Consider the following 13560-nt stretch of genomic DNA (forward strand, 5'->3'; position numbering starts at 1 on the left):
GTAAAGGCGAATGACATTGAGGTCAACCTGCAACGGGCGATTGTTACAATCTATTCCGCACAGAAGACCAGTCTTTCGCTTTTTAAGGCGCTTATGTTGCAAAACCGGAGTTCTGCAACATGTTCTGGTGCCTCTTACTGCATTAACTGCATAAGATCAATGCGCTTCATCCCAGTTTTGCGCGGCTCTGGCATCAACCTGCAACGGCACAGCCATCGAAACAGCCGGCATTGCCGCATTGACCATCACCTCACGCACCACTTCAATGGTCGCATCAACCTGCGCGTCATCAACCTCGAAGATCAGTTCGTCATGCACCTGCAACAGCATTTGCGCATCGAGTTTCGCGTCTGCCAGTGCCGGTTCCATGCGGATCATCGCGCGACGAATAATATCTGCTGCTGACCCCTGAATAGGCGCGTTAATCGCCGCCCTTTCATTAAACGCACGCACCTGCGGATTGCTGGCTTTGATCTCCGGATAATGAATACGGCGGCCGAAAATAGTCTCGACATAGCCTTGTTCACGCGCAGCAGCCTTGGTTGTTTCCATATAATCCTTGATACCGGGGAAACGCTCAAAATAGGTACGGATATATGAGCTGGCCTCTTCACGCGGAATGGACAGCTGATTGGCAAGGCCGAAGGCCGAAATGCCGTAAATAATACCGAAATTGATTGCCTTGGCGCGACGGCGCACTTCTGACGGCATGCCCTCTACCGGCACGCCGAACATTTCAGAGGCTGTCATCGCGTGAATGTCGATACCGTCATCAAAGGCTTTTTTCAGCTGCGCAATATCCGCAACATGCGCGAGTACACGCAGTTCAATCTGACTATAGTCGGCAGAGATCAGCTTTTTACCCTGCGGTGCCACAAAGGCAGTGCGGATTTTGCGGCCTTCAGCGGTGCGCACCGGAATATTCTGCAGGTTCGGTTCTGACGAAGACAGACGTCCTGTCGTCGTTACCGCCATAGAATAAGATGTATGCACCCGCTTAGTTTCAGGGTGAATATAACCGGGCAATGCATCCGTATAGGTGGATTTGAGCTTGGTAAGCTGGCGCCAGTCCACAATCTTGCGCGGCAGCTCATGGCCTTCCGCCGCCAGATCTTCCAGCACCTGCGCAGAGGTCGACCACTGGCCGGTCTTGGTTTTTGAACCACCCGGCAGGCCGAGTTTGCCAAACAGAATATCGCCAAGCTGCTTCGGTGAGCCGATATTCATCTTTTCACCGGCAAGCGTATAAATCTCATCTTCAATAGCCGCAGCCGATTGCGCCAGATCGCCGGAAAGGCGGGAGAGAATTTGGCGGTCAACGCTGACACCGCGCTCTTCCATCCGCGCCAGCACTTCAACCAGCGGGCGTTCCAGCCGCTCATAAACCGAAGCCATACCATCGGCCGCCAGACGCGGTTTCAGCACCTGCCACAGGCGCAATGTGACATCGGCATCTTCCGCACCATAGGCGATGGCGCGGTCAATCGGCACCATGTCAAAAGTCACGGCCGATTTTCCGGTACCCGCTACTTCCTTATAAGGGATTGTTGTGTGCCCAAGCCAGCGTTCTGCCAGCACATCCATGCCATGGGTGCCGGTGCCTGCATCCAGCGCATAGGACAGCAGCATCGTGTCGTCAAAACGCGCAATATTAATGCCGAGACGATGCATGACCAGCCAGTCATATTTCATATTCTGGGCAATGATCAGCACTGACGGATCTTCCAGCAGCCGCTTTAGTTCTGCAAGGGCTGCATTCAGCGGAATTTGCCCTTCAATCAGCCCGCCGCCGAGCAGATCACCCTGACCGGATTTATGTGTCAGCGGCACGTAACAGGCTTTGCCTGCCGCCAAGGCCAGCGAGAAACCGACCAGCTCGGCCTGCATCGGATCAAGCGAGGTTGTCTCAGTGTCAAAAGCCACAAAACCCTGATCAATCGCCTGATCGATCCAGTCTTTCAGCACCGCAATATCGGTAATGCCAACATAAGCAGCATGATCGATCTTGTCAGAAGTGCCTTGCGCTTTGCGGGCTTCCACCAGCGTCTGCGGCCGCATCAGCTGGCCGTTGTTTTCTGCACTTACAGTCGCAACCGCTTTTTCCGGTACGGAAGTTTCAGCAACATCTGTGCCACGATCAAGATCAGGGCCGCGTGCTTCCGCGCCCCATTCTGTCTCCACAGTAATCGGCTCAATCTCGGCCGCAACCGTATCTGTGGCCTCTGCCACACGGCGGGTCAGCGTGGTCAGTTCCATCGCCTTCAGGAAGCCGATCAGCTTCGGCCCGTCCTGAGGTTCCAGCATCAGCCCGTCAAGATCAATCTCCAGAGGCACATCATTCTTCAATGTCACAAGCTGACGCGAAATGCGGGTCTGATCCGCAAAAGCGATAATATTCTCGCGGCGTTTATTCTGTTTAATCTCGGAAGCACGGGCAAGCAGCGTATCCAGATCGCCGAACTCTTCCAGCAATTGCGCGGCAGTTTTGGGCCCGATGCCCGGAATGCCCGGAACATTATCGGTTGAATCGCCGGTCAGCGATTGCAGGTCGATCATCTTCTCCGGCGGCACACCCCATTTTTCAATCACTTCAGGGATTGAAATCTGCTTGTCCTTCATGCCGTCATACATCGAGACTTGTTCAGTCACCAGCTGCATCAGGTCTTTATCGGATGAGATGATCGTGACTGTCGCACCGGCCTCTTCGGCAAGTCGGGCATAGGTGGCGATAATATCATCGGCCTCATAGCTTTCCTTTTCGATGCAAGGCAGGTTGAAAGCATGCGTGGCCTGACGGATCAGGCCGAATTGCGGGATCAGATCTTCCGGCGGGGCAGTACGGTTAGCTTTATATTCCGGATAGATTTCCTTACGGAAAGTCTGTGACGAATAATCGAAGATAACCGCAAAATGGGTCGGCACCACGCCGACATCCGTATTGCGCGCATCTTTCAGGAGCTTCCACAGCATGTTGCAGAAACCGGACACCGCACCAACCGGCAAACCGTCTGATTTGCGGGTGAGTGGCGGCAAGGCGTGATATGCGCGGAAAATATAGCCGGAGCCGTCGACGAGGAAGAGATGATCACCTTTTTTCATGGTAAAAGATGTAAAGCATAAGCGCGAAAAAAGAAATCACGCCATATCGCTCGTTACGAAATAATCCTCGCTTATCTTCCGCCCTGTCCGGCACCCTATAAGCAATAACTTTTTTGTGACTGACACGCCGCGTTTCAGCCCTTGTATTGCCACTTTTTCTGGCCACATTAGCCCTATCGACAACATTGTCGGTTTCCGTTTTTCGGCATGTCCCCCGCCGGAAAACCGGGGTGGTAGCCTCCCCCCCCCTCTGGCTGCCACCATTTATTACAAGCCGTTACGGTTCCCCTCACCGTAACGGCTTTTGCTTTTCCGGTTAAAGACAACAACTGCCATTTATTGCTGTGCATTGAGTTTACGCAAAAGCCGTTCCCACTTTTACAGCAAATGCCCGACATCATCCCTGTACAGTCTCCGGCCATTTACGCTAAAACCGTCCGGACTTTAAAAACACATTCATGCTTTGCGAGTCGAAGCATGCTTTTTCATGAGGGTAACATGTCAGCACTTGAACCTGTTCTTCAGCACCTCGATCAGAATCTCGACAACAGTGTCGATCATCTGTTTGATCTTCTGCGCATCAAATCCATTTCGACAGATCCGGCTTTTAAAGCCGACTGCCGCAAAGCTGCGGAATGGCTGGTAGAAGATCTGAAGAGCATTGGTTTTGATGCCAGCGTGCGCGATACACCGGGTCACCCGATGGTTGTTGCCCATCATGAAGGTGCAACGGCAGATGCCCCGCATGTACTGTTTTACGGCCATTACGATGTGCAGCCGGTAGACCCGCTGAATCTCTGGGAAAATGACCCGTTTGATCCTGCGGTTAAAGAAGTTGAAGCCGGCCGTAAAATCCTGACCGGTCGCGGTACATCCGATGACAAAGGCCAGTTGATGACTTTTGTCGAAGCCTGCCGCGCTTATAAAGCAGTCCATGGTCAACTGCCGGTTAAAGTGACCATCTTGTTTGAAGGTGAAGAAGAATCCGGTTCACCATCGCTCAAGCCATTCCTCGACAGCCACAAAGAAGAACTCAAAGCCGATGTTGCTTTGGTTTGCGACACCTCGATGTGGAACCGTGATACACCGGCGATCTGCGTTGGCCTGCGTGGTCTGGTTGGTGAACAGATCACCATTAAAGCCGCTGACCGCGACCTGCATTCCGGTTTCTTCGGCGGTGCAGCAGCTAACCCGCTGCATGTACTGTCAAAAATCCTTGCAGATCTGCATGATGAAACCGGTCGCGTAACCGTAGAAGATTTCTATGAAGGCGTGGAAGAAACACCGAGCCAGGTTCTCAAGTCATGGGAAGGTCTTGGCCGTACCCCTGAGAATTTCCTCGGTCCTATCGGTCTGTCCGTACCATCGGGCGAACAGGGACGCAGTGTTCTGGAACAGACATGGGCGCGCCCGACTGCCGAAGTCAACGGCATGATCGGCGGCTATACCGGTGAAGGCTTCAAAACCGTGATCGCTGCGGAAGCATCTGCCAAAGTCTCCTTCCGCCTCGTACATAAGCAGGATCCGGATAAAGTCCGCGCCAATTTCCGCAAATTCGTCGAAGCCCGTCTTCCTGCCGATTGCCGCGTGGAATTCCACCCGCATGGCGGTTCACCGGCTATCCAGCTTTCCTATGATTCACCGCTGGTGACACAGGCCAAGCAGGCTTTGTCTGACGAATGGCCTAACCCTGCGGTGCTGATTGCCATGGGCGGCTCTATTCCGATTGTCGGTGACTTCGACAAATTCCTCGGCATGGACTCCCTGCTGGTCGGCTTCGGCCTTGAGGATGACCGCATCCATTCTCCGAATGAAAAATACGAGCTGTCCTCCTTCCATAAAGGTCAGCGCTCTTGGGCCAGAATTTTGGCGGCACTTGCCGCCAAGTGAGGCCAGAATTTTGGCGGCAAGTGCCGCCAAGGGGCGCGCATTCTCGCCGCACTTTCAAAGAAATAAGATAACGGAACTTTCAATGACAACTATCCGCGTTCATAAAAACGATCTGCCTGATCTTGATAATTATCAGGTGGATTCCGTCGCTATTGATACGGAAACGCTGGGGCTCAATCCTCTGCGTGACCGTCTGTGTGTCGTACAGATTTCACCGGGTGACGGCACCGCGGATATTATTCAGATCGAGAAGGGGCTGAAAAAAGCCCCTAATCTGGTCAAGCTGCTCAAAGACCGTTCGATCACTAAAATCTTCCATTTCGGCCGTTTTGATCTGGCAGTGCTGGCACATACATTCGGCGTGATGCCGCAGCCGGTTTTCTGCACAAAGATCGCCTCTAAACTGACCCGTACCTATACGGATCGCCACGGCCTGAAAGAAATCTGCTCGGAGCTTCTGGAAGTTTCCATTTCCAAGCAGCAACAGTCATCCGACTGGGCAGCGGAAACTCTGTCTCAGGCACAGCTTGAATATGCTGCTTCAGATGTTCTCTATCTGCATCGTCTGAAAAAGGTTCTGGAATATCGTCTGGAGCGCGATGGTCGTGAGAAACAGGCTGAAGCCTGCTTTAAATTCCTGCCAACCCGTGCAGAACTTGATCTGATGGGCTGGGACGAGCAAGACATCTTTGCTCACGCATAAAAATTTAAAGCCCGCGATATTCGCGGGCTTTTTTATTATATGCCTTACGCTCGTACCGGAACAGTCCCGCTACGATCATATTCAACGCAGCTTCGAACGGAAAACCGGCTTCCACTTTTCCTGAAACTGCTCGGTAATAGCCCATTGCGGCCGCGCAAAGAGGAAGCGTCCGTAGCCGGTTTTATCAATCAACACATAGAGAATAACCGGCAGGATTACACCCATCATCATGGTCAGCAGCGAAATCGTGCCGACATCGGTAATGATACCTGTTTTCAGCAGCACTGTGCGGGTAACCGCCATCGGCAAGAAGAATGCCAGATAAACAACAATGGAATGCGCGCCCAGATAGCTCAGCACCCGATGCACAATATTCGCTGAGCTTAAACAGGCGAGCAGCGATGATACGCTGATAATCGCCAAAGCGCCGAGGAAGCCGAGGAACAGCGAGACCAGCGGCAATTCGCTATAGCCGCCCAGACCGCCTGCCTGCCATGCCTGTCCGCTCAGCAGCGACTGGCCGAATTCCGGTACAGGTGTGAACACCATCTGATATTCGACAAAAGCCCAGAGCAGCAGGCCGGTTACGGCAATCATGTTGTTGCGCGCTACCCATTCAGCCATACGGAAAATCTGCGGTGCCAGTGCATAACCGGCATAGAAATAGACAAAGCGTGAGCAGAATTCGTCAATCATGATCCAGCCGGTATGGATCGGCAGGATTTCCAGAATGGCCAGCATAGTCAATACCAGCCAATGCGGCACGTCACGCATGAAACGCGTTGCCAGAAAGAAAAACGGCAGAATATAAATAAACCACAACGTGCCGAAAGGCTCGATAAAGGCCATCAGATAAGCACTGACGACACCGGAAACGCCGCCCTCGGCCATGATGCCCGGTGCTTTAAAAACGAACTGGATAGTCAGCCACAGCACATAAAAATACAGGAAATGCACGACTTTTCGGTCAAGATAACGCAGCCAAGGCCGGTCGATTACCGCACTCAAAAACAGGCCTGAGATCAGAAAGAAATCCGGCATACGGAACGGTTTGGCAAAGGCGACCACATAATGCATCCAGCCGGTCTGACCGGCGGCCTCTTCCACACCCAGCGTTGAATGCATCATCACAACAAAAATGATGCATATCCCTTTGGCGATATCGACCCAGTCAATTCGTTGTGTCACGCTATACCTATCTGAACCAGTTTAACCTGTTTTCTATAATGAAATATCACAAAAGCTGAATAGTATTTTCGTGTGCAGCCTGCATTAAATGAACTGGAGCATTTCCAGTTTTAATCAGAATATCAGAATGCTCTGTCCATTTGCTATTACGCGCATCTTTCACCGAAAACCGCTGCACGTTTTTCGGTATATGCTCTTAAGTACATTCTTGAATACAAAGCATAATTTCAAAGCCCTGATGACAGCATTATACTGTTAGCAAAACTTTACTGCTCTTTAAACTGCCTCAATTACGGTGCAAAGCACAGCTATTCAATTTTTTAAGCAGGTTTACCAACGCATATGGCTTCCAGAGATTCAAAAGACCGACGCATAGAACCGTCCTTCGGAAAGCCAGAGACGCCTGCCAATAAAGATGAAATGCGCATTGATGAGAGTGACCGCGTGAATGGCAGCGCATCCAAAAAACGTGCACAGCGTCCTGAACGCGCTTCCCGCAAATCAAAAAAACAAGAGCCAGCTTCCGGTTCTTTCCGCTGGCTGCGCCGTCTATTCTACTGGTCATTTGTCCTGATGCTGTGGGGCGGTATCGCCCTTGCCGGTGTGGTGATTTATATCGCTGCCAAAATGCCGCCGACCAGCGACTGGGCTATTCCTGACCGTCCGCCGAATGTCAAAATTCTTGATGTAAACGGCAAGCTGATTGCCAATCGCGGCACGACCGGTGGCGAGGCTATCGGCTTGCGGGAAATGTCGCCTTTCATTCCGCAGGCAGTCATCGCCATCGAAGACCGGCGTTTCTATTCCCATTATGGTGTTGATCCGATTGGTCTCGGTCGCGCCGTCTTTACCAATATTACCAAAGGCCGTGCAGTACAGGGCGGCTCTACAATCACCCAGCAGCTGGCCAAGAATCTGTTTCTTTCACCAGACAGAACACTGGAACGTAAGGTGCAGGAAGTGATGCTCGCTTTGTGGCTGGAGCATACTTACACCAAAGACCAGATTTTGGAGATGTATCTCAACCGTGTTTATCTCGGTTCCGGTGCCTATGGCGTGGATGCCGCCTCACGGCGCTATTTTGATAAATCTGCCAAGGATGTGAACCTCACCGAAGCCGCCACACTGGCAGGCTTGTTGAAAGCACCATCACGCCTCTCGCCTGCCCGCGACCCGAAAGCTGCCAATGACCGCGCCAAGCTGGTGCTGGCCGCTATGCGCGATCAGGGCATGATCGGCCTCAAAGAACAGGCCATTGCCGAAAGTGAACCACCGACACGTGCCGCTGCCTATTGGTCAGGGTCTGAAAATTATGTTGCAGATGCCGTATTGTCGGAACTGCCGAAACTGATCGGTGAAACCAAAAGCGACGTAACCATTCATACCACTGTTGATCTGGACTTGCAGAAGGTTGGTGAAGAGGCCATTCGTGATCTGATTTCGCAGAACGGCAAGAAAATGGATGTCAGTCAGGGCGCCCTCGTCTCCATTGACGGCACCGGTGCGGTGCGTGCGATGATCGGCGGCTATGATTATGCCAACAGCCAGTTTGACCGCGCGTCGGAAGCCCGCCGTCAACCCGGCTCCACTTTCAAACCGTTTGTCTATCTGACTGCACTGGAACAGGGACGCACACCGGACTCCGTGCGCAATGATGCGCCGGTGCGCATCGGCAAATGGACACCAAGCAATTATAACGGCAAATATTTTGGCGAAGTAACGCTGGCAACAGCTCTGTCTCACTCGCTCAATTCGGTTGCTGCGCAGCTGGTGATGGAAGTCGGCCCGCAGGCCGTGGTCGATACCGCCCATCGTTTCGGTATTCAGTCTGCCCTCACTACCAATGCCTCACTGGCACTCGGCACATCGGAAGTCACGCTGATGGAACTGACGGATGCTTTTGTGCCTTTTGCCAATGGCGGTTATCGCGCACCGGTGCATATGATTACCAAAATCACCGGTAATGATGACAATGTGCTCTATGAATATCCGGCTGAACAACAGCAACGGATTATTACCGAGCAGGTGCTGGGCATGATGAATGCCATGCTGCGCCGCACAGTTGAAGACGGCACGGCAAAACGCGCCAAATTCGGCAACTGGCCTGCAGCGGGCAAAACCGGCACCAGCCAAAGCTCGCGTGATGCGTGGTTCATCGGCTATACGGCCAATCTGACCACCGGCGTGTGGTTCGGTAATGATGACGGCAAACCGACCAAGAAAGTCACCGGTGGCGGCCTGCCTGCAATGGCATGGAAAACTTTCATGACTGCAGCCCATAAAGGCGTACCGGTTGCCGACCTGCCGAGCACTTATGAAATTCAGAATGTGCTGCCGGGCGGTAGTGACGAGCTGCCGGATGCAACGGCCAGTATAGGCCAGCAGCCGCCTGCATCAGGCAATAGTGGCTATCCTGCCTTGCCGGAAAATGATGAGACTTACTGGCCACCAGCCCCCGGTGCACCGCGCCAGCCTGACGGTGCACAATTACCGTCTCAGCAAAATCAACCTGCGCAACCGCCGATCTCCGTACAGGAAAACCCTGCACCGGTTGGAAATACAGCGCCACCGGTTCAGGATAATTCAGGCTATCCGACGCCTCTGCCTGACAATTCCGGCTATCCGGTACAGGCACCGCAAGGCAATAATGCACCACCGCCGGTGGCCGGAGATCCGGCCTATGACGGCCCGCGCCCGCAAGGTGATGTCGGCGGACAACCCGTGCGCAAAAACACGACATTGCTGGACGTGATCATGGGCAACGGGGAATAATCAGAGCGGTTCCAGTTAAGAATGAATCGTAGGAACCGCTCTGTCTATTTGTTTTTACGCATTGTCCTACGCAAAACCGCTTCGCACTTTTGCTGGAAATGCTTATAGCGCTTTACTCATCGGGAAGGACGGCATGCCCGACCTTCCCGTTTTGGCATCGCCCTCGGGTAAATAACCGAGCTTTTCATAAAACTGTTTTGCTGTGGCCGTGCTGGTCAGACGGCTCACAACCTGCCCCTGCTCTTTAAGCCAGCCTTCAGATACTGCCATCAAAGCTTTACTGACACCGCGATACTGATGATCCGGTGAAACATAATTGAGCAAAACACCGTCTATTGCCGAGACAGCAGCAACACCGGCAATCCGCCCGGCAATCTCGGCGACACAATAGATCTGCCCCTCGCGCGCAATCCATGCCCGCAGATTGTCTTCTGTTTTATTGGCAAGCCATGGATTCAAAATCCGCGGGTTATTCTGATGATCCGCAACACAAAGCTCCGTGATTGAGCAGCGCAGAACCGTGCAAATCTCCGCAGCATCTTCTGCTGTCGCCGCCCTTATCAGCATTTTATTGTTTCGCACGGAGTGTGCTGCGTACAGACTTATGCCAGCCATTGATTTTACGTTTGCGCAAAGCTGGCTCCATCAGCGGCTCAAAACGCTGCTGTTGCTGCCAGTCTTTGGCAAAAGTCTGCATATCGCCCCAGAGACCAGCCTTCATACCTGCAAGCCACGCTGCTCCCAATGCAGTGGTTTCCAGAATAACCGGACGGTCAACCGGCGCGTTGAGAATGTCTGACAGGTTTTGCATCGTCCAGTCGGAGGCAACCATGCCGCCATCAACCCGCAAAACAATATCGCTGGTGTCAGTTTTCCAATCTTTATGCATGGCTTCAAGCAGGTCATGTGCCTGATAAGCAACGGATTCCAGCGCAGCCTTGGAAATCTCGGCGGGTCCCGAATTACGGGTCAGCCCGTATATGGCACCACGCGCCTCTGCATCCCAATGAGGAGCGCCCAAGCCCACAAAAGCAGGCACCAGATAGACATCCTGAGTCTCATCCGCTTTGAGCGCCAGTTCACCGGATTCCGCTGCATTTTTGATGATTTTCAAACCGTCGCGCAACCATTGTACTGCAGCACCGGCAACAAAAATCGAGCCTTCCAGCGCATAAGTCACCTCACCATTCAGGCGATAGGCAATAGTCGTCAGCAAACGATTGCGCGACAGAACTTTATCCTTGCCGGTATTGAGCAGCGCAAAACAACCGGTGCCAAAAGTCGCCTTCAACATACCTTTGGCAAAACAAGCCTGACCGATCATAGCCGCGTGCTGGTCACCCGCCACACCGAGGATCGGAATTTCCGCGCCCAGAACATCAGCTTTTGTCACACCGAAATCATCGGCACAATCTTTTACTCCCGGCAGCATGCTACGCGGAATGTTGAACAGTTTCAGCAGTTCTTCATCCCACTCATTCCTGGCAATATTGAACAACAAAGTGCGGGAAGCATTGGTGGCATCGGTGGCGTGAACCTGACCGCCGGTCAGCCGCCAGATCAGAAAACTGTCGATTGTGCCAAACAGCAGCTCGCCCTTCTCCGCTTTTTTACGCGCACCGGACACTTTGTTGAGAATCCATGCCAGCTTGGTTGCGGAGAAATACGGATCAAGCAACAGGCCTGTCTTACGGCGGATACGCGGCTCAATGCCCTGTTTTTTCAGTTTCAGGCATTCTTTTTGGGTGCGGCGATCCTGCCAGACAATCGCATTATAGACCGGCTTGCCGGTTGTCTTATCCCAGACCACCACCGTTTCACGCTGATTGGTAATGCCGATTGCTGCCACATCTTCCATACTGGCGCTGGCATTTTCAACCGCCTGTTTGCAGGTCGTAACAACGCTTTGCCAGATTTCTTCCGGATCATGCTCGACCCAGCCGGATTTGGGATAATGCTGTGTAAATTCCTTTTGTCCGAGACCGGTGATCTTATGATTTTGATCGAAACAAATGGCTCTGCTGGATGTTGTACCCTGATCGATTGCCAAAATCAGTTTCGACATAAATATCTCCGATTCCCAAAAACATATTTCTGAAATTATGTGCGTAATGTTTCAGTGCCAAATTTAAACACGCCTTGCAAATTTTAAAATCTATAGTGATAGTGTCCACTTAAAATTAGCAATAAAGGCCGATTAAAATGACTGATACGCCTAAAAAAACCATCGTACTGACCGGTGCCAGCCGCGGTATCGGCCATGCAACCGTGAAGCGTTTTTCACGGGCGGGCTGGCGTGTCATTACCTGCTCACGTCAGGATTTTTCCGACAACTGCCCGTGGCCTGCTGGCCCTGAAGATCATATCAAGGTTGATCTGGCTGATCCGGAAGATATCGGTCGTGCAATCTCGGAAATCCGCCGTCGTCTGGAAGACAATGGCGGTCAGCTTAATGCCTTGGTCAACAATGCCGGTATTTCGCCAAAAGGCGCTGGCGGAAGCCGCCTCAATTCCATTGAAACCCAAATGGCCACTTGGCGCGATGTGTTTCAGGTAAACTTCTTTGCGCCGATCATGCTGGCGCGTGGTTTGTTCAAAGAACTGGAAGCGGCGCAGGGTTCGGTGGTCAATGTCACGTCTATTGCCGGAAGCCGCGTGCATCCTTTTGCCGGTACCGCCTATGCCACATCCAAAGCAGCGCTTGCCGGTCTGACCCGTGAAATGGCCTCCGACTTCGGCCCGCATGGTATTCGCGTCAATGCGATTGCACCAGGCGAAATTGAAACGTCCATCCTGTCACCGGGCACAGAAAAACTGGTGGAGCAGATGCCGTTGCGCCGTCTTGGCCAGACATCGGAAGTGGCTGAAACCATCTATTTCCTCTGCACTGAAGCCTCATCCTACGTGACCGGCTCAGAAATCCACATCAATGGCGGTCAACACGTTTAAGGATGAGAGCATGATCCTCTCCTGCGGAGAAGCGCTGATTGATATGCTGCCGCGCGAAACACAGGGCGGCGAGACCGGCTTTGTGCCGCATGCAGGCGGCTCCGTGTTCAACACAGCAATTGCCATTGGTCGATTGGGTGCAAAGGCCGGATTTTTCTCCGGCCTATCATCGGATTTTCTCGGGCAAATCCTGCGCGATACACTGGAAAAATCCCGCGTTGATACGCGGTTTTGTGCAGTCTCGGATCAACCGACAACGCTTGCCTTTGTCCGGCTGAATAATGGTCAGGCGAGCTATAATTTCTACGATGAAAACACCGCCGGTCGTTTGCTCAGTGAGGCGCAACTGCCGGAACTGGGTGCTGATGTCAGCGCTCTGATGTTTGGCGGTATCAGCCTCATTCCGGAACCTTGCGGCAGTACCTATGAAGCGCTGATGCGGCGGGAAGCGCCAAACCGTGTGACAATGCTCGACCCGAATATCCGCCCGAATTTTATTCCGGACAAAGCCGCCCATCTGGCGCGGATCAAGCGGATGATTGCACTGGCTGATATTGTCAAAGTCTCAGATGAAGACCTGCTCTGGTTTGATGAAGGCACGGATCATGATGCGATTATCCGCAACTGGCTGGCCGCAGAGGGACAGAACGGACCTAAAATCATCATTGTCACCAAAGGCGCAGATGGTGCCGTAGCCTATGCATCCTGCGGTAAAATCAGTGTCGGTGGCGAAAAAGTCACCGTGGCCGATACGGTCGGTGCCGGTGATACGGTCAATGCCGGTGTGTTGGTGAGCCTTGTAAAACAAGGCCTACTGAATAAGCAATCCCTTGCGACCATCTCGCAAGAACAGCTGACCAAAGCCATCGCCTTTGGCATCAAAGCCGCAGCGATTACCGTGTCGCGTGCCGGTGCCAATCCGCCGTGGGATTATGAAATCACTTGATAAGGAAAAGGCG

Annotated in this window: 9 protein-coding genes; 5 read left to right on the forward strand and 4 right to left on the reverse strand. The window is 52.7% G+C overall.

Annotated features, from left to right (window positions below):
- Positions 1-156: 156 nt before the first annotated feature.
- Entirely contained in the window at positions 157-3099 is a 2943-nt protein-coding gene (polA, locus tag JNC80_RS02615; RefSeq protein ID WP_376709428.1) for a DNA polymerase I, read from the reverse strand.
- 498 nt (positions 3100-3597) lie between these two features.
- On the opposite strand from polA, the gene JNC80_RS02620 reads away from it, so the two are divergent.
- Positions 3598-4989: a dipeptidase gene (locus JNC80_RS02620; protein WP_376709429.1), complete on the forward strand. Its 1392-nt coding sequence runs from the start codon at positions 3598-3600 to the stop codon at positions 4987-4989.
- 82 nt (positions 4990-5071) lie between these two features.
- Complete coding sequence (locus tag JNC80_RS02625; protein WP_121991997.1) at positions 5072-5692, forward strand: ribonuclease D; 621 nt, start codon at positions 5072-5074, stop codon at positions 5690-5692.
- Positions 5693-5773: 81 nt separating this feature from the next.
- Here JNC80_RS02625 and JNC80_RS02630 read toward each other — a convergent pair whose 3' ends face one another.
- Positions 5774-6880, reverse strand: a complete 1107-nt coding sequence (locus JNC80_RS02630; RefSeq protein WP_376709430.1) for an acyltransferase family protein — start codon at positions 6878-6880, stop codon at positions 5774-5776.
- 342 nt (positions 6881-7222) lie between these two features.
- On the opposite strand from JNC80_RS02630, the gene JNC80_RS02635 reads away from it, so the two are divergent.
- Positions 7223-9652 (forward strand): PBP1A family penicillin-binding protein, encoded by a 2430-nt coding sequence (locus JNC80_RS02635; protein WP_376709431.1) that lies wholly within the window; start codon positions 7223-7225, stop codon positions 9650-9652.
- A gap of 102 nt (positions 9653-9754) precedes the next feature.
- On the opposite strand, the gene JNC80_RS02640 is transcribed toward JNC80_RS02635, so the two are convergent.
- Both JNC80_RS02640 and glpK read right to left on the reverse strand, forming a co-directional pair.
- Positions 9755-10234 (reverse strand): GNAT family N-acetyltransferase, encoded by a 480-nt coding sequence (locus tag JNC80_RS02640; RefSeq protein ID WP_376709432.1) that lies wholly within the window; start codon positions 10232-10234, stop codon positions 9755-9757.
- Positions 10221-11717 carry a glycerol kinase GlpK gene (gene glpK / locus JNC80_RS02645; protein WP_376709434.1) on the reverse strand — a complete coding sequence of 499 codons (1497 nt, stop codon included), beginning with the start codon at positions 11715-11717 and terminating at the stop codon, positions 10221-10223. Before glpK ends, JNC80_RS02640 begins: the two co-directional genes overlap by 14 nt.
- Before the next feature lie 137 nt (positions 11718-11854).
- Here glpK and JNC80_RS02650 point away from each other — a divergent pair, with 137 nt between their 5' ends.
- Together JNC80_RS02650 and JNC80_RS02655 are read left to right on the forward strand one after the other, a co-directional pair.
- Positions 11855-12601: an SDR family NAD(P)-dependent oxidoreductase gene (locus tag JNC80_RS02650; RefSeq protein ID WP_022711309.1), complete on the forward strand. Its 747-nt coding sequence runs from the start codon at positions 11855-11857 to the stop codon at positions 12599-12601.
- A gap of 10 nt (positions 12602-12611) precedes the next feature.
- Positions 12612-13547, forward strand: coding sequence for a carbohydrate kinase family protein (locus JNC80_RS02655; RefSeq protein WP_376709436.1), 936 nt, complete (start codon positions 12612-12614; stop codon positions 13545-13547).
- Positions 13548-13560: the final 13 nt, after the last annotated feature.

Source organism: Pseudochrobactrum lubricantis (assembly GCF_041929865.1).
GTDB lineage: Bacteria > Pseudomonadota > Alphaproteobacteria > Rhizobiales > Rhizobiaceae > Pseudochrobactrum > Pseudochrobactrum saccharolyticum.

Excerpts from the sequence above, each read along its gene's own strand:
- polA (WP_376709428.1), bottom strand. The coding sequence starts at position 3,099 with ATGAAAAAAGGTGATCATCTCTTCCTCGTCGACGGCTCCGGCTATATT.
- JNC80_RS02620 (WP_376709429.1), top strand. The coding sequence starts at position 3,598 with ATGTCAGCACTTGAACCTGTTCTTCAGCACCTCGATCAGAATCTCGAC.
- JNC80_RS02625 (WP_121991997.1), top strand. The coding sequence starts at position 5,072 with ATGACAACTATCCGCGTTCATAAAAACGATCTGCCTGATCTTGATAAT.
- JNC80_RS02635 (WP_376709431.1), top strand. The coding sequence starts at position 7,223 with ATGGCTTCCAGAGATTCAAAAGACCGACGCATAGAACCGTCCTTCGGA.
- glpK (WP_376709434.1), bottom strand. The coding sequence starts at position 11,717 with ATGTCGAAACTGATTTTGGCAATCGATCAGGGTACAACATCCAGCAGA.
- JNC80_RS02650 (WP_022711309.1), top strand. The coding sequence starts at position 11,855 with ATGACTGATACGCCTAAAAAAACCATCGTACTGACCGGTGCCAGCCGC.
- JNC80_RS02655 (WP_376709436.1), top strand. The coding sequence starts at position 12,612 with ATGATCCTCTCCTGCGGAGAAGCGCTGATTGATATGCTGCCGCGCGAA.